This window comes from Polaromonas sp. P3_B4, assembly GCF_056402835.1.
Map to the genome: position 1 here is coordinate 3,343,295 of NZ_JBFUGQ010000001.1, position 20,530 is coordinate 3,363,824.

General features: G+C 62.0%; 20 protein-coding genes. 12 read left to right on the forward strand and 8 right to left on the reverse strand.

What is annotated here, in order from left to right; translation table 11 throughout:
* Positions 1-3: 3 nt before the first annotated feature.
* The 3 genes from AC1DVV_RS15865 to AC1DVV_RS15875 are packed head-to-tail and all read right to left on the reverse strand — an operon-like array spanning position 4 to position 3,242.
* A complete protein-coding gene (locus tag AC1DVV_RS15865) occupies positions 4-360 on the reverse strand; it encodes a DUF805 domain-containing protein (protein ID WP_457281455.1) in 357 nt (118 codons plus the stop codon).
* Positions 357-2,315, reverse strand: a complete 1,959-nt coding sequence (locus AC1DVV_RS15870; protein WP_457281456.1) for an MFS transporter — start codon at positions 2,313-2,315, stop codon at positions 357-359. The genes AC1DVV_RS15865 and AC1DVV_RS15870 overlap by 4 nt, the downstream gene beginning before the upstream one ends.
* Before the next feature lie 15 nt (positions 2,316-2,330).
* On the reverse strand, positions 2,331-3,242 hold the full coding sequence (locus AC1DVV_RS15875; RefSeq protein ID WP_457281457.1) for a hypothetical protein: 912 nt from the start codon (positions 3,240-3,242) through the stop codon (positions 2,331-2,333).
* Between the two features lie 113 nt (positions 3,243-3,355).
* Here AC1DVV_RS15875 and AC1DVV_RS15880 point away from each other — a divergent pair, with 113 nt between their 5' ends.
* Both AC1DVV_RS15880 and AC1DVV_RS15885 read left to right on the forward strand, forming a co-directional pair.
* Positions 3,356-4,114 (forward strand): helix-turn-helix domain-containing protein, encoded by a 759-nt coding sequence (locus AC1DVV_RS15880; protein ID WP_477701541.1) that lies wholly within the window; start codon positions 3,356-3,358, stop codon positions 4,112-4,114.
* 204 nt (positions 4,115-4,318) lie between these two features.
* On the forward strand, positions 4,319-5,476 hold the full coding sequence (locus AC1DVV_RS15885) for a hypothetical protein (protein WP_477701540.1): 1,158 nt from the start codon (positions 4,319-4,321) through the stop codon (positions 5,474-5,476).
* Between the two features lie 114 nt (positions 5,477-5,590).
* On the opposite strand, the gene AC1DVV_RS15890 is transcribed toward AC1DVV_RS15885, so the two are convergent.
* Both AC1DVV_RS15890 and AC1DVV_RS15895 read right to left on the reverse strand, forming a co-directional pair.
* Entirely contained in the window at positions 5,591-6,868 is a 1,278-nt protein-coding gene (locus tag AC1DVV_RS15890) for an FIST signal transduction protein (protein WP_457281460.1), read from the reverse strand.
* Between the two features lie 37 nt (positions 6,869-6,905).
* On the reverse strand, positions 6,906-7,757 hold the full coding sequence (locus tag AC1DVV_RS15895; RefSeq protein ID WP_457281461.1) for a PhaM family polyhydroxyalkanoate granule multifunctional regulatory protein: 852 nt from the start codon (positions 7,755-7,757) through the stop codon (positions 6,906-6,908).
* Between the two features lie 297 nt (positions 7,758-8,054).
* Here AC1DVV_RS15895 and AC1DVV_RS15900 point away from each other — a divergent pair, with 297 nt between their 5' ends.
* The 3 genes from AC1DVV_RS15900 to AC1DVV_RS15910 are packed head-to-tail and all read left to right on the forward strand — an operon-like array spanning position 8,055 to position 10,262.
* Positions 8,055-8,477, forward strand: coding sequence for a VOC family protein (locus AC1DVV_RS15900; protein WP_477701539.1), 423 nt, complete (start codon positions 8,055-8,057; stop codon positions 8,475-8,477).
* A 7-nt stretch (positions 8,478-8,484) separates the two neighbouring features.
* Positions 8,485-9,090 (forward strand): MarC family protein, encoded by a 606-nt coding sequence (locus AC1DVV_RS15905; RefSeq protein WP_457281463.1) that lies wholly within the window; start codon positions 8,485-8,487, stop codon positions 9,088-9,090.
* Positions 9,087-10,262 (forward strand): toxin-antitoxin system YwqK family antitoxin, encoded by a 1,176-nt coding sequence (locus AC1DVV_RS15910; RefSeq protein ID WP_457281464.1) that lies wholly within the window; start codon positions 9,087-9,089, stop codon positions 10,260-10,262. The genes AC1DVV_RS15905 and AC1DVV_RS15910 overlap by 4 nt, the downstream gene beginning before the upstream one ends.
* Positions 10,263-10,362: 100 nt before the next feature.
* On the opposite strand, the gene AC1DVV_RS15915 is transcribed toward AC1DVV_RS15910, so the two are convergent.
* The gene (locus AC1DVV_RS15915; RefSeq protein WP_477689524.1) at positions 10,363-11,346 is read right to left on the reverse strand and encodes a fumarylacetoacetate hydrolase family protein; all 984 of its coding nucleotides are present in this window, start codon (positions 11,344-11,346) and stop codon (positions 10,363-10,365) included.
* A 180-nt stretch (positions 11,347-11,526) separates the two neighbouring features.
* Between AC1DVV_RS15915 and AC1DVV_RS15920 the strand changes: the two genes are divergently transcribed.
* The 3 genes from AC1DVV_RS15920 (at position 11,527) to AC1DVV_RS15930 (ending at position 13,853) form a co-directional block, all read left to right on the forward strand.
* Positions 11,527-12,339: an IclR family transcriptional regulator gene (locus tag AC1DVV_RS15920; RefSeq protein ID WP_477689653.1), complete on the forward strand. Its 813-nt coding sequence runs from the start codon at positions 11,527-11,529 to the stop codon at positions 12,337-12,339.
* On the forward strand, positions 12,336-13,415 hold the full coding sequence (locus AC1DVV_RS15925; protein WP_477666447.1) for a DUF3108 domain-containing protein: 1,080 nt from the start codon (positions 12,336-12,338) through the stop codon (positions 13,413-13,415). Before AC1DVV_RS15920 ends, AC1DVV_RS15925 begins: the two co-directional genes overlap by 4 nt.
* 156 nt (positions 13,416-13,571) lie before the next feature.
* Entirely contained in the window at positions 13,572-13,853 is a 282-nt protein-coding gene (locus AC1DVV_RS15930; RefSeq protein ID WP_457281467.1) for a BTH_I0359 family protein, read from the forward strand.
* A gap of 140 nt (positions 13,854-13,993) precedes the next feature.
* Here AC1DVV_RS15930 and AC1DVV_RS15935 read toward each other — a convergent pair whose 3' ends face one another.
* Positions 13,994-15,079: an AbrB family transcriptional regulator gene (locus tag AC1DVV_RS15935; protein ID WP_477701538.1), complete on the reverse strand. Its 1,086-nt coding sequence runs from the start codon at positions 15,077-15,079 to the stop codon at positions 13,994-13,996.
* Positions 15,080-15,186: 107 nt separating this feature from the next.
* On the opposite strand from AC1DVV_RS15935, the gene AC1DVV_RS15940 reads away from it, so the two are divergent.
* Positions 15,187-15,996: a ChaN family lipoprotein gene (locus AC1DVV_RS15940; RefSeq protein ID WP_477707211.1), complete on the forward strand. Its 810-nt coding sequence runs from the start codon at positions 15,187-15,189 to the stop codon at positions 15,994-15,996.
* A 30-nt stretch (positions 15,997-16,026) separates the two neighbouring features.
* Here the strand turns inward: AC1DVV_RS15940 and aptA are convergent, their stop codons facing one another.
* Positions 16,027-17,367: an omega-aminotransferase AptA gene (aptA, locus tag AC1DVV_RS15945; RefSeq protein ID WP_457281470.1), complete on the reverse strand. Its 1,341-nt coding sequence runs from the start codon at positions 17,365-17,367 to the stop codon at positions 16,027-16,029.
* 144 nt (positions 17,368-17,511) lie between these two features.
* On the opposite strand from aptA, the gene purU reads away from it, so the two are divergent.
* The 3 genes from purU (at position 17,512) to AC1DVV_RS15960 (ending at position 20,454) form a co-directional block, all read left to right on the forward strand.
* Positions 17,512-18,360, forward strand: coding sequence for a formyltetrahydrofolate deformylase (gene purU / locus AC1DVV_RS15950; RefSeq protein ID WP_477701537.1), 849 nt, complete (start codon positions 17,512-17,514; stop codon positions 18,358-18,360).
* Positions 18,361-18,502: 142 nt separating this feature from the next.
* Positions 18,503-19,402, forward strand: a complete 900-nt coding sequence (locus tag AC1DVV_RS15955) for a LysR substrate-binding domain-containing protein (RefSeq protein WP_457281472.1) — start codon at positions 18,503-18,505, stop codon at positions 19,400-19,402.
* A gap of 266 nt (positions 19,403-19,668) precedes the next feature.
* A complete protein-coding gene (locus AC1DVV_RS15960) occupies positions 19,669-20,454 on the forward strand; it encodes a carbonic anhydrase family protein (protein WP_457281473.1) in 786 nt (261 codons plus the stop codon).
* Positions 20,455-20,530: the final 76 nt, after the last annotated feature.

The following is a 20,530-nucleotide window of genomic DNA, read 5'->3' on the forward strand; positions in this document are numbered from 1 at the left end:
CCTCTACCGCACCACCAGATAGTCGCCGCGCGGCGCCAACGGGTCGGGGCCCCAGCGATTGTCTTGCGGCAGGCCGCGCCTGAAGGCCAGTTGCCACGCCAGCCACAACGCACCGGCCACCGGCACCAGGACCAGCAGCAGCCACCAGCCCGAACGATTACGGTCATGCAGGCGCCGGATGCAGAGCAATATCAGCGCCGCCAGTACCGGACCATTGATGAGCCAGGCCAGCACCACCGAAGGGGCCGGCCCTGCGGCTGCCCAGGCCAGGTACAAAACCGCCCACGCGATGAGGCCATGCAGCCAGAAGCCACCGCGAGAAATCCTGCCGCCAGCTTTAAAAAATTGAAGCGCAGTCATGTCTTGTCCTGTCCCAGAAGTTGTTCCACCTTCGCCCTCAGATCCGAAGGCTCCACTTTGTCCGCAGCAATTGGCATGCCTACATTCAGGCCCACCCGGTTGAAGAGCCCGCGCCGAAAGGGTCTGGTCATGGCGACTCCTTTTTCGGCGCGGCTGAAAAATGAACCCCATAAGTCGGTCAGCGCCATCGGCACCACATTGACCTGCACACCATCACGCCGGGCATTCTCCAGAATCTTCATGACGCCGCCTTTGAACTCCTGCAGTTCGCCATTTTTTGTAATACCGCCCTCGGGAAATATTGCGAGCAAATCGCCGTCACGCAGCACCTTGGCGGCGGCTTCGAAAGCCGCCTCGTACAACGCCGGGTCTTCCGTCCGCGGTGCAATCGGGATCGCCTTGGCCAGCCGGAACAGCCAGCCCAGAACCGGCATTTTGAAGATGCGGTGGTCCATCACAAAGTAGATGGGGCGCGGGCTGGCGGCCATCAGCAGCACCGGGTCGACAAAGCTGACGTGGTTGCAGGTCAGCACGGCGGCGCCGGCGGCAGGGATGTTGTCGTCACCGGTGATCTTGAAGCGGTAGACCAGGCGCGAAGCAATCAGTGCGATAAAACGCAGCAGGTACTCGGGCACCAGCATGAAAATGTAGAACGCCACCACTGCATTGGCCAGTCCAACGAACAGGAATATTTGCGGAATGCTGAACCCGGCCTTGAGCAGGGCGCCGGCCAGGATGGCGCTGACGATCATGAACAGCGCATTGAGAATGTTGTTGGCCGCGATGATGCGCGCCCGGTGCGTGGACTGGCTGCGCAACTGGATCAGCGCGTACATCGGCACGCTGTAAAGGCCGGCAAAGAGGCTGAGCAAGGCCAGGTCGATCATTACGCGCCAATGCGCAGGCTGCGACATGAAGGCGCCCAAGGTCATGACGGGCGCTGACGGCAAGCCGCGCGAGGCGAAGTAAAGGTCAACCGCAAACACGCTCATGCCGATGGCTCCCACAGGAACCAGCCCTATCTCGACGTGGCGTTTGCTGAGCACCTCACAGAGCAGCGATCCGGTCGCGATGCCGATGGAGAAAACGACCAGCAGCAAAGACGCCACCTGTTCATTGCCGTGCAGCACCTCTTTGGCAAAACTCGGAAACTGGCTCAGGAATACCGCGCCAAAAAACCACATCCAGCTGATACCCAGCATGGAGCGGAACACCACCAGGTTGCCGTTGGCAAGCTTGAGGTTGCGCCAGGTTTCTGTCACCGGGTTCCAGTTGATTTTCAGGCCCGGGTCAGTCGCAGGCGTCAGCGGAATGAACTGCGAGACAAGCCGGCCAACCAGTGCGAGGCCGATGCATGCAATGGCCACATAGTCCGGCCCGACCTGGGGTACGGCCACCATCAGCCCACCCACCACCTGGCCCAACAAAATGGCCACAAAGGTGCCCATCTCAACCATGCCGTTGCCGCCGGTCAGCTCGCGCTCGTTGAGCGCCTGCGGCAGATAGGCAAATTTGACCGGGCCGAATATCGTGGAATGCAGCCCCATCAAAAACGTGCACCCCAAAAGCACGGGCACCTGGACATTGGCGTTGCTGCTCATGAAGCCGACCGCAGCGATCAGCATGATCACCACTTCCAGGTTTTTGACAAAACGGATCACGCGCGTCTTCTCGAACTTGTCCGTGAGCTGCCCGCTGGTAGCAGAGAACAGCAAAAACGGCAAGATGAACAATGCTCCGATGGCCAGCCCCGCCAGCGCGGGAGGCAGCCAGCTCACGCTGAGCTGGTAGGTCACCATCACGGTGAAGGCAAACTTGAAAAGGTTGTCGTTGGCCGCGCCTGAAAACTGCGTCCAGAAGAAAGGGGCGAAGCGGCGCTGCTTGAGGAGCGCGAACTGGTTCGGATGCTCGTGAACGGGGGGTGGCGACACCGCGGCGGCCATATCAACAGGCATGCTTGACTCCTCTTTTCAGTTGTTGTGCGGCAAGCTGTGGCGAGATGGCCTGCCTGCTCTGTTTTTGAATGCTGCTGTGGATTCTGCCTTGAATTTCCGGGCGTCCAGAAGCGCCGCAACGACGGGCCAGGCAGCACAACTGGCCACCACGTGCTTCAGGGTGTGGCCCGAAACCAGCTGACCCGTCCATTCGAACACCGCGTGGTCACCCAGCTCGAGCAGCTTGGCCAGCGCATAAATGGCCACCACCAGCATCCAGCGGATGGGCAACACCCGCCCTGCCAGCGTGGGCCGCAAACAGGCGACGCCGACAATCAGCAACATGCCACCGAGTTGCAAAACGGCCCAGGGCAGCACATTGCCCGTCTGCGACCACAGGTGCACGGACAACGGTCCGAGAACGAGGACCATTGCAGCAACCGCCATACCGGCACGGGTGCTGACGGCCTGCATGGTGCCAAGCCCGAGCAGGCCGGCGAAGGCAAACACCATGCCGCCGCGATCCCAGACCAGCCCGGCATCTCCCGGCTGCAGATGGTAGGCCGCAGAAACCACGGAGGTGAGGGCCAAGCCGGAAAAGAACAGCCCTGCGAAACCTGCGGCTGCGGCGCTGACAGCCCGCGCCTTCACGGCACGCACAAGGGCCCAGGCACCCGCCATGCCCCACAGCACGAACGGCAGGTTGCTGAGGACGTCCATCGCATGCGGCAACCATCCCCAGGCTCGTTGGTCGGCGAAGTCGTGATAGTGCAAAGGCTGCGCCACCGACGGCCCCAGCAATGCCGCCGCCAGCATCGCAAGCAACACGCCGGCGAGCGCGGATTCGCGGCGGCAGGCCGGTGCGTTCCAGCCCGATACCTTCATCTGTGCGAACCAGGAAGGCGGTGGCACAACACGGCGGTGGGCGGTTTTTAGGCTGATTGGCATGGGGCAGCTCCTGTGTGAATGAAGCCGCACTGTGCAGGCCATGTCCCGAAAAAAGCACCGAAATTAGAACCAGTTCTCACCGTTCAGCCTTAAAGTACCGATAATCGATACTCATGAGCACTACCGCAGATCTTGTCACCGTCCTCAAAAAAGAGCTCAAGGCTGCGCGCATGACGTACGCCGACCTGGCCGTCAAACTTGGCATGGCCGAGTCAAGCGTCAAGCGCATGCTGGCCAGGGGCGATATGCCCCTCTCGCGTATCGACGCGATCTGCCGCGCGCTCAAGCTGGACTTTGCCGACCTGGCCAGGCGCATCGCCGACACCCAGCCGCTGCTGGCGGAGCTGACCGAAGCACAGGAAAAAGCCGTGGTGGCCGACAAGAAGCTGTTGCTGGCCGCCATCTGTGTGCTGTCGCAATGGACGCTGGAGCAAATCACCACCAGTTACCGGCTGACCGAAGCCGAGTGCATCAAATACCTTGCGCAACTGGACCGTATCGGCATCATCGAGCTCAAGCCGCTGAACCGCTACCGGCTCAAGCTCGCCAAGACCTTCCGCTGGCGACCGCACGGGCCGGTCATGGACTACTTCCGCGAAAACGCCCTGCTTGACTATTTTTCCGGTGGATTTGACGGCAACGGCGAAGGCCTGTTGCTGGTGCACGGCTCCATCAGCCGCGGCCTGGCGCCTTCGTTCCTTGAGCGCATGCAGCGGGTGGCGCAGGACTTTGCCCAACAGCACCAGACCGACCAGAAGCTGGGCGACAAGGACCGCGAAGGATTCACCTTGCTGCTGGCCATGCGGAGCTGGGAGTTCGAGGCCTTCGCTAATTTACGACGAACACCCCCGTCCGGGACTCACTTCGTGTAGCCCTTCCCCCCTCAAGGGGGCGGCCCCCTGCGGCCCGGCAAAGCCGGTTCCGCAGGGCCTGCTGGTATTCAGTTCAGGTCGCCGCCCGAGCCTATTGCACGCAATTATATTAGTTGGCTAAGAAAATTCGGAGTTTACTGATAATATTCAGCGAATTGCAGCCTGCAAGACTGATTTATGCATGCAATTTCCATCAGAAGCACGATGAACCCCACCTCCACCTACGTTGGCCTGCCCATCCCGGTCGCTGCAAATCTGACCGACACCAAATACTTCTTCCAGGCGCTGGACAACTTCTCGCGCGTGATGGCGATACGCCCCGGGGACCGGGTCCTGATGCTGGCCGACCCTCTGCTGGACCCGCGTGTGATCGACGCCGTGATCGGTATTGCCAAATCGCGCGGCGCCGAGGCGCGCGTTTATATGGAGCCGAACACGCAAGTGACCGCCGTACCTGAAGAAGTGCACGCCATGCTGAAGAAGGCCACTTTTGTGGTGTCTACCTGGTTCTGCTCCATCCTCGACCCTTTGTGCATCAACCTGCGCCGCGCCGGCCAGCGCTGGGTCAAGATCACCTACTTTCGCAACCTGGACCTGCTGCACACGCCGCAGGCGCGCTTTCCGGTCGACCTCATCGGCGAGATCATCCGCCAAACGGCCAGCCGTTACCCGACCGAAGGCGATTTCGACTTGCGCTTCACCGACTCTCGCGGCAGCGACTTCCGCATCAGCTTCACGCAGGCGATGCGCGCCAGCCAGCTGGCCACCAACCGCTGGCGCGGCCAGATGACAGCCGAGGAAGACGGCTGTTATGTGCACTACCTGCCGACACACGGCCCCAATCTGTGGGATCACAACTCGGTCAAAAATGATTTCAAGGCCGTGGTGCCCATGGCGGGCGTGCTTTACCCGCAATGGGCGGTCGGTTTTGCCAAACCGTTTGAGGAAAAAATCGCCGTGCATTTTGAAGGCGACACGATTTCCTCGGTCGATGGAATTTCAGAAGAAGCGGTGATCCTGCGCGAGATGCTGGTCGGCGGCCGAATGATCGAAGGCGGCGGCTGCGGTTTCAACCCCAAGGCACCGCGCCACACGGTGTACCCAGCCGGCTCGAACGCGCCCGGCGCGCTGCACTTCGGCATCGACCTGGCACAACCCAGCGACTACATACGCCGCGTCATGCCTGACTGGGAAGAGCCGCCGGTGCACATGGACCTCATCACGCTGGACGGCACCGTGACTGCAGGTAATCAGACCCTGATCAAGGACGGTTTTTTGTGCGCGCTGCGCGACCCGTCAGTGGTGGCACTGGCGGCGCGTTACGGCGATCCGGTGGAGCTGCTTGAAGCCCAGGTTTCGTAAGTCCCTTACCGTCGAGCAAGCGGGGGCCGCGGTCCGGCTTTGCCGGCCGCAAGGAGCCCGTCCCCTGGAAGGGGAAAAGGCGCTACACGCAGTGAGCGTCCGATAGGGGTAAGCCTATCCAGGCGACGTAAACACCGTCAGCACACCGGTGTAGCCGTAAAGGTGGTGCCGGGCGATCTCACCGCCGGCGAAAAAGCCAACCAGCGGCACATCGCCCAGGGCCCGCCGCACGATCTGCAGTTCGGCACTGGGCGCACCGAAGTGCGGGCCTCCACGGCCGGAGCAACTGACATACACCGCGCCGGCTATGCGCCGGGCCGCGTGCGGCGCGGATTCGGCCTCTGACGCGCTCAAGGCGCTCGCAACTTCCAGCGTAACTTCTTCCGGTTCCAGCTCTTCACGAATCTCGGCGCACACACGCACCAGGTCGGCGCGCGCGGCTTCCATGTTGCGTTCGCAGAAAGCCAGCTTCATGCCCACGACGGGCACCTCCGCAATGGCAATACCCTTGCGCGCCGGATCCAGCCCGATCAGGTGGCGTACCAGTACCTCTGCGCCAAACTGGCCGTGCCGGCCGGCGCCGTCATGGGGAACGTCTGCCGGGCGGCTCAGGCCGACCAGCGTGGTCCGCACTTTGGCCAGGGCCTCCCGCGGCTCATCAAGCGACACGTCCAGGTCCGCCAGCATCACCTCCAGTGCCGGCTGGCCATCGAGCTCCGTCACCACATTGGACTCGCAGGCCGTGATTTCATGATGCGCAGACACGGGCCGGCACCCTTGGGTAATGCGCGACATCAGTGCCGCGCCCTGGCCAAAAGCCACACCGCTGAGCCCCCCGGTGAAGACACCGCCGGCCGCGCCCTGCCCCTTGACATTGCCATGCCCGCTAAGGGCAAACTGCACCGTACTGGAGCGGCTGGAGGCCAGGCCGCCAAACACATAGCCGCTGCCGGTGCGCTGTGCCATTTCGTCGATCAGTTCGGCAACGTCGGGCGTTCCGGCGTCCGCATGCACCAGCGCCGTATGCGCCTTGAACCTTCCCTGGCTGGCCGGGGGCAAGGGCGACACCCCGGAGAACACACGGTACTGGTCGTGCGGAAGCTCGCAGAGCATGACGGTGAGCGCCGGCTCGTCAAAGTACTCGACGTTGTTGGAGGCGATACCCACACCCACCGTGCCGCTCCAGTCGGTGATGTCGGGCAATTCGGCGCTCAGGTGGTCAAGAATGTCCTGCGCATGTGCCGCATAGTGATCGGTGATGTAGAGCAGCGCCAGCGTGGGCGATTTGGCGTAGCCGGGCAATGCGAGGTAGGCGCGCAGTTGCGCCAGCACAAGGCCTGCCGCCATCTGCCATTGCGGATGGGTGGCGTGGCCGTAGGGGAAAAGCTTCATGGGGTCCTGGTGAAATTCAGTGAAAAGTCAGCCTGTATCAACGCGTAGTTTTGCGTGCGGTTTTAGTTGCAGCCTTGCGCGCTGGCGCCTTGGCCTTGGGTTTCGTTTTGGCGGCAGTTTTGCCGGCGGCCGGTGTAGGCCAGGCCTGGCTGCTGCGCAGGGCCGTGTTCATGGCCGCGCGTGCGCCGCCCGCCACGGTTTTACCGGCGGACTCCGCCATGTTGCGGGCCATGCCCGTTGCCATGCCGGTGGCGGTCTTCATCGCGTCCTTGGCAAGGCCGGTCGCCAGGCTTTTGGTGGTGTCCATGGCCGTTTTTTTGGCGGCGTCCTTCATGGCATCTGCCGCAATCGTCTGGAACTGCTGGGTCAGCGCGCCCCACCACTGCATCGGGTCCACCACGCCGGCCGGCTGCGCGCCGGCCTTGGCCGCGGCGGGTGGCTTGGATTTTGCGGCCGGCTTGTCTGCGCCAAAGCTCGTTGGCGGAACCTCCAGCCCCGAAAACGTGCGGGCCTTGTCGGCCACACGCTGCACGCCACCGGCCACGCTGTCGGCCACCTTGAGCTTGAAGGCATTGGCCACGTCGCCCATGTTGAAGTTCATGCCTTTGAGGGTAGCCAGCGTCATTTTCTGCACCTCCAGCGCCTGGATGGTCGCCTTGAGCGCTGTGGCGTTCTGGTCGAGCCAGAACTGGACGGCCTTGAGTTCATCGATGCGCTTGTCGAGCTCTTCAACATTCAGCGTGGGCGCTACCCAGTTGCCGAGGTTGGGCAACTGCGGAATGCTTTGTGTGGCGCTGCCTGCCGCCTGTTTGGCCAGGTTCTGCAAAAAGTCAAAACCGGGCACCAGCTTGCCGAAACCGGGGAAAGAAGGGTTGTCCGCGTCACTCATGAATGTCTCCTGGCAGGTTGTGCACGATTTGCATCGGGCGGCTGGATGATCCAGCGCACGCCTTCATTGTGCAACGCCGCAGCAGCGCGTCAACCGCTTTTTGTGTTTTCACCAGGCAAACACCAGGGTCGAACCGGTCTCGATACGGATTCAAGCAAAAAACACCCACAGACCTTTATTGACAAGCGCAAGCAGCTATCTATTTCATAGCATTCATCGGCAGGCCTGGCGCCATGCCTGTTGCCGGCCAGGCTGCAAAAGCGTCTCTTTCGGACAATGCCCTGATAAGCTTGCACCATGAAAAGCCTCTTTCACTTTGCCTTCAATGTCAGAGACCTCAACGTGGCCCGCCAGTTTTATGGCGGGATCCTGGGATGCGCGGAAGGCCGCTCGGCCCCTACCTGGGTCGACTACGACTTTTTCGGCCACCAGCTGTCGCTCCACCTGGGCGAACCGTTCAAGACGGAGCGCACCGGCCATGTCGGCGACAAGCTCGTTCCCATGCCGCATTTCGGCCTGGTGCTTGCCCTGGCCGACTGGCAGGCCCTGGCGCAGCGCCTGCAGGCGGCCCGCATGAAGTTTGTGCTGGAGCCGCAAGTGCGCTTTGCCGGCGAAGCCGGCGAGCAATGGACCATGTTTTTCTGCGACCCCTTCGGCAACCCCATCGAAATCAAGGGTTTCCAATCACTTGAAGCCCTTTACTCGGCCAACCCGGCCTGAGATATATATGGCCTATACCTTTGCTTCCGCCACGGTGCTGCTGCTGCTGATCACCGATCCGTTCGGCAACATTCCGATTTTTGTCAATGCCCTGAAGGGTGTGGCGCCGGAGCGGCGCATGCGCGTCATCCTGCGTGAGGTGCTGATCGCGTTTTTGCTGCTGCTGGCCTTCATGTTTGTCGGCGACGGCTTCCTGCGCCTGATGAACCTCAGCGATTTGTCGCTGCAGATTGCCGGCGCGGTGGTCATGTTCCTGATCGCGCTGCGCATGATTTTCCCGTCGGACCAGCCCGAGGCCGCGCCGCTGCAGGGCGAGCCGCTGATTGTGCCGCTGGCGATTCCCGCACTGGCCGGCCCTTCGGCGCTGGCCACGGTCATGCTGCTGGTGTCCCAGGCGCCGGCACGGCGGCTCGAATGGATCGCGGCGCTGTGCGTGACCATGGCGGTGTGCGCCGTGGTGCTGGTGCTGTCCGAGCGGATCCAGCGGGTGGCGGGCGACCGCGTCATGATGGCTTTCGAGCGCCTGATGGGCCTGATCCTTGTGGCCATTTCAGTTGAAATGTTCCTGCGCGGTATACGGCTGTTCATCACCCAGACCGGAGCCACGTCATGAAGAACGCCGCGCAGCGCCTGGCCCTTCTTTGTGCCTGCGCGCTGGCCTCAGCCTCGGTGCATGCCGTGCAGGATTGTGAAGTCAGCGGCGAAAGCGTCAACCCAAACCACGGCGGCACCACCGCCGGCAAGACCGGCATCATGCGCTGCAAGGACCGCGACTCCGGACAGCTGGTGCGCGAGCAGGAGCTGCAGGGCGGCAAGTTCATGGGCTTGATGCGCTACTACCAGAACGGCAAACTGCAGCGGGAATACAGCGAAAACGAGCGTGGCAACCGCCATGGCCGCGCGCGCGAATTCGCACCGGACGGCCAGGTGCTGCGCGACTCCGTCTACGAAAACGGCACCGAGGCCGGCCTGGCGCGCAGCTTTCACACCAATGGACAATTGCGGCGCATCGTGTTTTACGGGCCACGCGCAGGCGGTAGCGTAGAGCAGGCGTATGCCGAATTTAATGACCGCGGCCAGTTGCAGGCTTTGCGTTGCGGCGACAAGCCATTGCTCGCGCCGGCGGCAGACGATGCCCGCTGGTGCGGTTTTTCGGGGGGTACCTCGAAGGTCGAACTGTTCAGCGGCAAGGGGATATTGAACGGCAGCAGCAGTTACCTGGCCGGTAAACGAATTCGCCATGAAACGCTGGGTGACGGTGGAAAACCAGATTACCTGGATGAAGTATCGGGCAACATTCGCACTGAACGCTATTTCAACAATGCCGGCGTGAAACGCCGCGAAGTCCAGTGGCTGCTGGAAGCCAACCCGTCAAAAACCTCGTTCAAGGAACGCGAGCAGGAGTTCGCCGACAGCGGCGCGCTGACGCGCGACAGGCGCTGGTCGGCCGGCAAGCCGGTCAGCGACCAGACTTACTACCTGAACGGCCAGCCGCGCAGCAAAACCGAGTACGGTGGTGAAGGCGACACCGCCTGGCTGCAGACTACCGACTTCTTCGACAGCGGAAAAATCGCCGCCACCGGCCGCTACACAGCCTCCAACCGCTACCGGCAACTGCCCCAGGGTACGCATCAGCGTTTTAACGAAGCCGGCAGGCTGGTAGCCGAATCGAGCTACGACGAGCGCGGCCGCATCACGCGCGAAAAGGCCTGGGACGATGACGGCAAGCTGCTGCGCGACGATGCCGTCTTTGAAGACGGCTCAAGAAAAGCGTATTCCAGATAAAAAAATAGAGCCCCCACGCTCCCCGAGGGGGCCGCCCGCCTGCGGCCCGGCAAAGCCGGTTCCGCGGCTCATGCTGGCAGGGAAGGCCCCTTTGCGCAGCTCAGACCAAGGCTACAACCTTCTGGTCAATCGCGCCAAACACCGATTGCCCGTCTTTGCCTTTGGCTTCAATGCGAATGGTGTCGCCGAATTTCATGAACTCGGTTTTGGGCTTGCCATCCTCGATGGTTTCGATCGCGCGCTTTTCGGCGATGCAGCTGTAGCCGTGGCTCCAGTCCTTGTTGCTGACGGTGCCTGAACCGATGATGCTGCCGGCACGGACGTTGCGGGTCTTGCAGATATGGGCAATCAGCTGGCCGAAACTGAATGTCATCTCGGGGCCGGCTTCGCACATACCGACCTTGCGGCCGTTCCAGGTGCTTTGCAGCGTCATGTGCAGGCGGCCCTTGTCCCAGGCGTCGCCGACTTCGTCCAGCGTAACGGCAACCGGGCTGAAAGCGGTTGCCGGTTTGCTCTGGAAGAAACCGAAGCCCTTGGCCAGCTCATCGGGAATCAGGTTGCGCAAGGACACGTCGTTGGCCAGCATCAGCAGGCGCACGCCTTCCAGCGCCTGCTCGGGGGTGGCGCGCATGGGCACATCGCCGGTGATCACGGCGATCTCGGCCTCGAAGTCAATGCCGAACTCCTCGCTCGCCACCACCACATCGTCGCAGGGCCCAATGAAATCGTCGCTGCCGCCCTGGTACATCAGCGGGTTGGTGTAAAAACTTTCCGGCACTTCGGCGTTGCGCGCCTTGCGCACCAGTTCCACATGGTTGATGTAGGCCGAGCCGTCTGCCCACTGGTAGGCGCGCGGTAATGGCGCCATGCAGCGCGACGGCTCAAACGGGAAAGCGTGCCGTGCCTTGCCTTGGTTCAATGCTTCGTACAAGTCCTGCAACTGCGGCGACATGAAGTTCCAGTCGTCCAGCACCTGCTGCAATTTGCCCGCGATGCCCGTCGCATAATGGGCTGTTGAAAGATCGCGCGACACCACGACCAGCTGGCCGTCGCGTGAAGAGTCTTTGTAAGTGGCAAGTTTCATCAATATCCTGATTGGTGGCTGTCGGTGTTACCGAAGGGTCAATTGTGCCGTGGCTGGCGACCGGCCGACATTGCGCCCCCTCGCGTTACGATCCCTGCATTCATTGACCGACGGCTAACCCGAAATTCTAGACAAGCCATGAAAGCAAGCCCAGGCACACCCGCCACAGCACGCAGCAGCCTGCCGCCGCAACGCGCGGGTATCCAGTCGGTCGAGGTTGGCTTCAGCTTACTGGAGGCACTCTCTACCTCACCCGGCCCGCTGATGCTTCGCGACCTGGCAGCCGCAGCGGGCATGAGCGCGGCCAAGGCGCACCGTTATCTCGTCAGTTTTCAGCGGCTGGCACTGGTCGTCCAGGACGAGGCAACCGCCCGATACGACCTCGGCCCGGCTGCGCTCAAGTTAGGACTCGCTGCCCTTTCGAGATTGGACAGCGTGAAGCTGGCCCGCCAGCTCATGCCGCGCCTGATGGTGCAAACCGGCCAGACCCTGGCACTGGCGGTCTGGGGCAACCAGGGACCGACCCTCGTCCACTGGGAAGAATCGCCGCAGTCTGTGACGGTTAATCTGCGGCTGGGCGATGTCATGCCGCTGCTGTCGTCCGCCACGGGCTTGTGCTTTGCCGCATTTTTGTCTTCCAGCCGGCCCAAGGCTAAAGCCAAACCACAGGGGCGGCTGGCGCTGCTGGTCAGGGCTGAACTGACACGCAACCAGAAGCTGGCGCGAAAAGATGTTCCCGCCACCATGGCCGAGCTGAATGCCTTGCTGGAAGATATCCGCCGCCGCGGCATGGCGCGGGCAGTCAATACCCTGCTGCCCGGCGTAGCCGGCTTCTGTGCGCCGGTGTTCGATGCCGACGGCCACCTCGCGCTCGGCATTGTGGCGCTGGGTTCGCTTGCAACGTTTGATCCGGACTGGGACGGCGCGGTGGCACGGCCGCTGGCCGCCGCCGCCCGGCAACTTTCCGGTGATCTTGGATTCACACAGGCGTGACCACGTCCACCGACCGCTATCCTTCGGCGCCTCGCTGGCGTGTGCTTGCAGCGCTGGCTGCAGGGGTGCTGGCTGTCCACACGCTGATGCTGAAGTCGTCGCCGGTACGATTCGGCCCCGAGCAAACTGCCACCTCCCCTCGCAGCCCGGCCTTCGCAACGCGCAGCATCGCACCGTCTCCTGCACCGACAGCGCTGGCACCCGCGCCCTCCACGCCGCCTCCAAAACCCAGGATTTTTAGGAAGAAACCCGTTGAAGCCCAGGAAAATCCAGCGCAACCTGCTACTGATTTAATAGCAACGCCCTCTTCCGAGGTGATGACATCCAGCGCACCCGAGGCAAAAAATCCGGAAAGCCTGCCCGCGCAGGCGACGCCCACAATTGCGGCTGCCAGCGCCCCCGCGATAGCCGAACCAGGCCAGTCGGCGGTGACGGCGGTGGTCTTGCCGGAAAGCGCGCGACTGGAATACAAAATGACCGGCAGCGCAAAAGGCCTGAACTACCACGCAGACGCAGAACTGGGATGGCGCTATTCAGGCAACAACTACAGCGCCTCCATGCGCGTCAGCGCACTGTTTCTGGGCTCACGCAGCATGGCAAGCACCGGGCAGGTGGGTCCGGAAGGCCTGGCGCCGACCCGTTTTTCGGACAAATCAAGAAGCGAAGTGGCCGCGCATTTTGAAGCAGACAAGGGGCAGATCATCTTCAGCGCCAATACGCCGGCGGCCCCCTGGATCAAGGGTGCGCAGGACCGGGTCAGCGTCTTCATCCAGCTGGCTGCCATGCTCGCGGGCAACCCCACCGGCTTTCCGGCGGGCTCCACCATTTCGATTTACACCGTGGGACCGCGGGATGCAGACACCTGGACTTTCCGGGTGGAAGGCGAAGAGAAAATGGCACTTCCCTATGGCGAGCTGAATACGCTCAAACTCACTCGTCAGCCCCGGCGTGAGTTCGATCAGAAAGTGGAACTATGGTATGCCCCGTCACTGGGGTATCTTCCCGTTCGCAGCAGGATCACCCAGCAGAACGGGGATTTCATTGACCAGCAGCTCAGCGCGATCACCAAGAGCTGAGTTCAACCAACCGGCGTTGTTATGCCGCACGGAGGTGCCCGTTTTATGTGCGGTTTTACACGCACTACGCGCCTTTACCGCATGCTTTCGCACTTAACCCCCCGAGCCCTTGAACTTGGCCTCATCGTTGCTATCTGAAGCTAAAGGACCTACACCATGCAAATGCTTTACGACTCGGAATCTTTTGCTGTCATGCAGATTCACGCCAATGCGCCGGAAGAATCCGCGCCTGTCCCGGCCGTTCCGCAACTGGCCCGGCATGGCTTCGAAATCGTCGACAAACGTTCGGGCAAAGAGGTCTATCTGGATGGATCCTGGGCTGAAATGTTCCAGCAGCGCTTGAGCGCCTGGGCGCAAAACACCCCCACGCAAGAAGAAATCGAAGACACGCTGGAAGGCTACAGCGGGCTGGCCAACACCCCAATTTCACTTCATTAAGCCCCGCAGTCGCTCACTTCTGGCTTAAAGAATTCTGCAAGAACGACCAGTGGGTGCTGCGGGACTGGCTTTGCCAGACCGCAGGCGCCGCCCCTGGAAGGGGGAACGGGCTACACGCAGTGAGCCTGGACGGGGCGAGCTTATGACTCGGCTTGGTAAAACCAACGGTACATAGGCTCGGCCAGCACCAGCACGGCGGCCAGCCTGGTGACATGAAATGCCGTGACCACTGGCACACCCAGTTGCAGCACTTTGGCCGTAATGGCCATCTCGGCGATACCGCCGGGTGAGGTGCCCAACAGCAAGGTGGCCCAGTGAAGATCGGCAAACTGAGCCAGCCCCCATGCAAAAGCGGCGCACAACCCAATCATTCCCACCGTCGCCAGCGCCACCGAACCCAGCCAGCGCGGCGCCACGTGCACAAACCTGCGGGTGAACCGCACGCCCAGGCTGATGCCGATGACCAGCTGCGCTGCATTGGTCATGCCTTGCGGCAAGGCCGACAGCGTGACGCCGCAGGCCGTGAGCAGCAGCGACACCAGTAGCGCACCGATAAACCAGGGGTTGGTGCGATCGAGTTTCAGCATGACCCAACAACCGGCACCCGTCAACAAGGCCAGCAGGACAAGGCCCGGCAGTTGAACCACGCGCGCACCCGGCAAAGTAGCGTCCAACCCATGCAGCCCCGCCCATTGAAATCCGAAAGGAATGACCAATGTGACCAGCAACACCCGCAGGCTGTGCGCCGACGCCACCAGATCGGTTTGCGCACCGTGGCGCTCTGCCATCAGCGTCATTTCCGATGCGGCACCGATAGGCGCCGCGAAATAGGTGGTGATGCGTGACAGGCCAGCAACATGCAGGCGACCCGGGCCGTGATGCACACGGTAGAGCCATGCCCCAAAAACAAGGCCCAGTGCCAGTGCCCACACAATGTTCAGCGCAATCGCCCACCACAGGCCCCCCAGCAACGCCACCACCTGCGGCGTGAAGTACAACCCCAATGCACAACCGATGATCCATTGCCCGACGTTGCGCAGCGGCGTCCAGCTGGCCGTGGGTCCGCCCAGCATGGAGACCACCGCCGTCGCCAGCAAGGGGCCGATCATCCAGGGCAAAGGCGTGCGCAGCGCAATACACAAAGAAGCGGCACCCCAGGCCAGCAACAAGGTCAGGACGACACGCACGGGCGGGGACTGGGCGGCGCGGTGGGGCAAGGAAGGCATGGCAGAGCGTAACGGCGCGGAACAGAAGCCGCTGGAAGCGGTAGTATCCACCGATGCGCCATTTCTTCACCCCTCGTGCTTTGGCATGCCTTGTCTGCACTGCCACGATGGCTTTGGCGGGCGGTTGCGCGGGCCGGCCTGAAGCACCCATTCTGCAGGCGCAGGGCAGCGAAGCCGCACAAACATCCACCCGGCTGGAGGCGCTGCTCCCTGCCGACGTCCTGATCCTCGGGGAGCAGCACGATGCCGTTGAGCACCAGACAATCGAACAACAGGTGGTCGCCGCCCTGGCGGCCAAAGGGGTGCTGGCTGCCGTAGCCCTTGAGATGGCCGACACGGGTGCAAGCACTTCCGCGCTCAGGCCCAGTGCCACCGAGCAGCAGGCCCGCAATGCGCTCAACTGGAACGACAAGGGCTGGCCCTGGACAGCCTACGGTCCTGCCGTGATGACCGCGGTGCGCGCCGGTGTCCCCGTGATGGGCGCCAATCTGCCCCGGGTGCAGATGCCAGACAGCATGGCTGACAGCCGGCTTGACGCCCGCTTGCCAGGCCCCGCCCTCAAAGCCCAACAGCAGTTGATCCGTCTCGGCCACTGCAACCTGTTGCCCGAGAGCCAGATCACGCCCATGACACGTATCCAGATTGCCAAGGACATCACCATGGCCAACACCCTGGGGCAGGCCGTGCTGCCCGGCAAGACAGTGCTGCTGCTGGCCGGAAGCGGCCATGCGAACCGGCAATTGGGCGTACCGCTGCATCTGCCGACGGACATAAAAGCCAAAGTAGTGCGCCTGCTTGCCGGGAACCCTGCGAATGCCGAGAGGGCAGACGCTTTCGATGCGGTGTGGGCAACGGCCCCGCTCCCGGAGACCGACTATTGCGCGGGCCTGCAGAAGCAGCTGGTACCCAAACCCTGAAGAGCCTTTTGAGGCTCCTCCATCGGTGAATCAAGCGTTTTTGCGGATGGCGTCGGCAACCACATTGACGATGCGGTCGATATGTTCTTTTTCGACGATGTAGGGTGGGCAGACCACGACGTTGTCAGCCGCCGGCCTCACCAGCACACCGTTGTGGAAGCAGTCCATGAAGATGTCATAGGCGCGCTTGCCCGGCACACCCGCCACCGGCGCCAGCTCGACCGCGCCGGCCAGCCCCAGGCTGCGAATACCGATCACATTGGGCAGGCCCTTCAGGCCGCTGTGCATCGCGTCGCCCAATACCTTGCCCATCTGGCCGGCACGTTCATACAACTGTTCTTCCTTGAACAGCTCCAGCGTCGCGATTGCGGCCGCGCAAGCGACCGGGTGGCCGGAGTAGGTATAGCCGTGAAAGAACTCCACGGCATGCTCGGGCGCACCGGCATTGGCATTCATCATGCCGTCATAGATGCGGTCGGAGCAGATCACACCGCCCAGCGGGATGACACCGTTGGTCACGCATTTGGCGAAATTGAGCATGTCGGGCACCACACCGTAATAGTCCGCCCCGAAACCGGTGCCCAGGCGGCCGAAACCCGTGATAACTTCATCAAAAATCAGCAGGATGCCGTGCTTGTCGCAAATTTCGCGCAGGCGTTTCAGGTAGCCCTTGGGCGGCAGGTACCATCCGGCGCTTCCTGATACCGGCTCGACGATGACGGCAGCCACGTTGCTCGGGTCGTGCAGCGGCAGGATGCGATTTTCCAGCTCCAGCAGCAGGTCTTCCTGCCATACGGGCTCAGTACCGTTGATGTAGGCGTGGTTGACCGGGTCATGGATGAAACGCATGTGGTCCACGCGAGGCAGCAACGCGGCGCCATATACCTTGCGATTGGCCGGAATGCCGCCCACGCTCATGCCGCCGAAACCAACGCCGTGGTAGCCCTTTTCACGGCCGATGAATACATTACGGTGGCCTTCGCCCCGCGCACGGTGGTAAGCCAGCGCGACCTTCAACGACGTGTCCGCGGCTTCTGAGCCCGAATTGCAAAACAGCACCTTGTTGAGGTCGCCGGGCGCCATGCCTGCGATGATCTCGGCGGCCTTGAAGGCCTGGTCGTTGCTGGCCTGGAAAGCGGTCGCGTAGTCCAGCGTATCGAGCTGCTTCTTTATGGCGTCGTTGATGGGCTTGCGATTGTGGCCGGCGCCCACGCACCACAGGCTGGAAATACCGTCGATCACCTGGCGCCCGTCGTGCGTCGTGAAATGCATGCCGTCTGCGGCCACAAACACGCGCGGGTCTTTTTTGAAGCTGCGGTTGGGCGTGAACGGGAGCCACTGGTGCTCCATGTTGAAATTCTGGTAGGCCATGGTGATTTCTTTCCTGCGTCGAAAGGAGTGAAGCTGGGATAGCAGCGCTTGATCTTGCATTCTGGCACTCTTGCCGCCGCCCTGCACCGTCAATTGCCCGCCGGCCGGGCAGACACAGTCTTCACCTGCGACAATTCACCCCCTATGAATCACGCTTATATCCTTACCCTGTCCTGCCCGGACCGTATGGGCATTGTTCACGCGGTCTCTGGCTTCCTGTTGCAGAACGGCGGCAATATTGAGGAAGCTGCGCAGTACAACGACCACGACACCGGACTCTTCTTCATGCGGGTTCAGTTTGCCTGCGACCAGCTGACCCAGGAAGAACTGAAGGTGCAGCTCGAAGCATTCGCCTCACCTTTCAGCATGAAGTGGAAACTTCACTCGACAGAAGCTGCCATGCGTACCGTGATCATGGTCAGCCGCGACGGCCATTGCCTCAACGACCTGCTGTTTCGCTGGAAGTCCGGCATGGTGCCGCTGGATGTGCGCGCCATCATCAGCAACCACCGCGATTTTTACCAGCTGGCGGCAAGCTACAACGTTCCTTTCCACCACATCCCGGTGACGGCGGCCACCAAGGCGCAGGTCGAAGCAAAGCAACTTGAAATCATCGAGGCAGAGGGTGCCGAACTGGTCGTGCTGGCGCGCTACATGCAGGTACTCAGCAACGAGATGTGCGGATCACTCTCGGGGCGTGCCATCAATATCCACCACAGCATGCTTCCGAGCTTCAAGGGCGCCAGACCGTATTACCAGGCACATGAACGCGGTGTGAAGGTGATAGGCGCGACGGCGCATTACGTTACGGCAGACCTTGATGAAGGCCCGATCATCGAACAGGATGTGACCCGGGTTGATCACAAGGACACCGTCGAACACCTGACCGCCCGCGGCAAGGACACCGAAAGCCGGGTACTTGCACGCGCCGTCAAGTGGCACAGTGAACATCGTGTGCTTTTGAACGGCCACAAGACTGTCATCTTTAAATAGCCATGAGCCCCCACGGTCGCTCACTGCGTGTAGCTTCCTGCCCCCCTCGGGGGCCGCTGCGCCTGCGGCCCGGCAAAGCCGGTTCCGCGGCTCCTGCTTGCAAAGAAGCGTCGCAAACGACGCGTAGCGTTCACTAGTAGACATGGCTACTCCTGCCCGAATCCCACCCATTCAGTGCCTGCTGACCTTTGAAGCGCTGGCGCGGCTGCGTAGCGTGACCCAGGCGGCCGAAGAACTCTGCGTCACGCCCAGTGCGGTCAGCCACCGCGTCAAGCAGCTGGAGCAGATCATCGGCACCAAGCTGTTTGGCCGTGCCGATTTTTCATTGACCACCGAAGGCAGCGAATACCTGGCGCATGTGCGCGAAGGCCTGGCCACACTGCAGAAATTTCCCGGCGCTGCCGGGCAAAGCGCCGCCCCCGGCAAGCGCAAGTTACGGCTGGCGGTCACGCCCACGTTCGCACGCTCCATCCTGATTCCACGCCTGCGCCAGTTCACCGATGCCTATCCTGAAATCGACCTGACGCTGCAGGTGTCCATCCCCCTGCTGGACGTGGTGGCCGAGGATGCCGACCTCATCGTGCGCTTCGGCACCGGCCGCTATGCGGACCTGGAGCACGTCTGCCTCAGCAAGGACGAAGTCGCGCCGCTCGCCTCACCGGCTTTTGTGCGCGAACACGGCCCCTTTGAGGCGGCTGAAGATCTCGAAGGCGAAAGCCTGTTGCGCTCGCCGCTGGAGCCATGGCGCACGTGGTTTGCCGCCCACAAACTTGATTGGCCCGAACCCACCGACGGCTCCCAGTTCAACGACATCGGCCTGATGTGCGATGCCGCCGCGGCCGGCATGGGCATCGCGTTGATACGTCTCAAGCTGGGCGCGCCCTGGCTGGAAAACGGCTCGCTGGTGCGGCTGGGCAGCAACGAAGTGTTCGCCGGTAATATTCCCAGCCCGCACGCACATTACCTGTGCTGGCGCACCGGCACCATGGACCGCTGGGAATGCGCGGCTTTTGCCGACTGGCTGCGCAAAAGCCTGGGTTAGGGCCCCAAGGCCTGTTAATGAGAAGGCCGCCGCTCGGCGTTGCAAAGCCTTGACGGGGCCCCTGAGTTTTGTGCCTTGCTCAAGGCCTTTGACATGCAGCGCATCCTGCGTAAACAAATAGCACTAACAGGTCCTGACGCCGTCCGATAAGTGGTTTTGCGTCCGTACCGGCTCATGCTTATGATGGGCTGGCCGTGACACCGGGGGAGGGCCCGGCCGGCTGCACATAGCCAAAAAAACCAACCCGTTCAACGAGGGAAAATCTTATGAGGAAAAATCAATTGGCCGTCGGCGTGGCCGGCGTCCTGCTCTCCATGCTCGCCCTGTCGCCTGCGGTTCATGCCGAGGGTAAGGCGGCCGCGGCCAAGGCCGTCAAGCCCGGCACCTTCTGTCCCATCCAGGACGCCAAGGAGTGCCAGGCCGCTGTGACGCCCGTGCAAATCCTGTCGCGCTTCAAGGCCGGCAATACGCGTTTCGTTTCCGGCAAGCCGCGCCACCAAAACTACCTCAAGGAAGTGAAGGCCACCGCGGACGGCCAGTTCCCACTGGCCAGCATAGTGTCGTGCATTGATTCGCGCGCACCGGCCGAGATTGTGTTTGACCAGGGCATAGGTGACCTTTTCAACGCACGCGTGGCAGGCAACATCGTCAACGAAGACATCCTGGGTAGCCTGGAATTCGCACACAAAGTCATGGGCGCCAAACTGCTGGTGGTGATGGGTCACACCAGCTGCGGTGCCATCAAGGGTGCTTGCGACGACGCCCAATTGGGCAACCTGACGGGACTCATCGGCAAGATCAAGCCAGCCGCGAACCTGGTGTCCGCCGACATCAAGGATCGCACGTCCAAGAACTATGCCTTTGTCGAGATGGTGGCGGAGAGCAATGTGCATCTCACAGTGGAAACGATTCGCGAGAAGAGCCCCATCCTGCGCGAGATGGAGCAAAAGGGAGAAATCCTGATCGTGGGGGCCATGTACGACGTGAAGACCGGCAAGGTCAAGTTTTACGACACGCCCGGCGCCGGCAAGGCTCCGGGAACGAAGTCTTGAAGCTCTTCCCGTTTTGAGCGGATTCTGGCGGCCGGCATTTCACACCCGGCATTAAATTTCTTCAACCCGGCCGCCG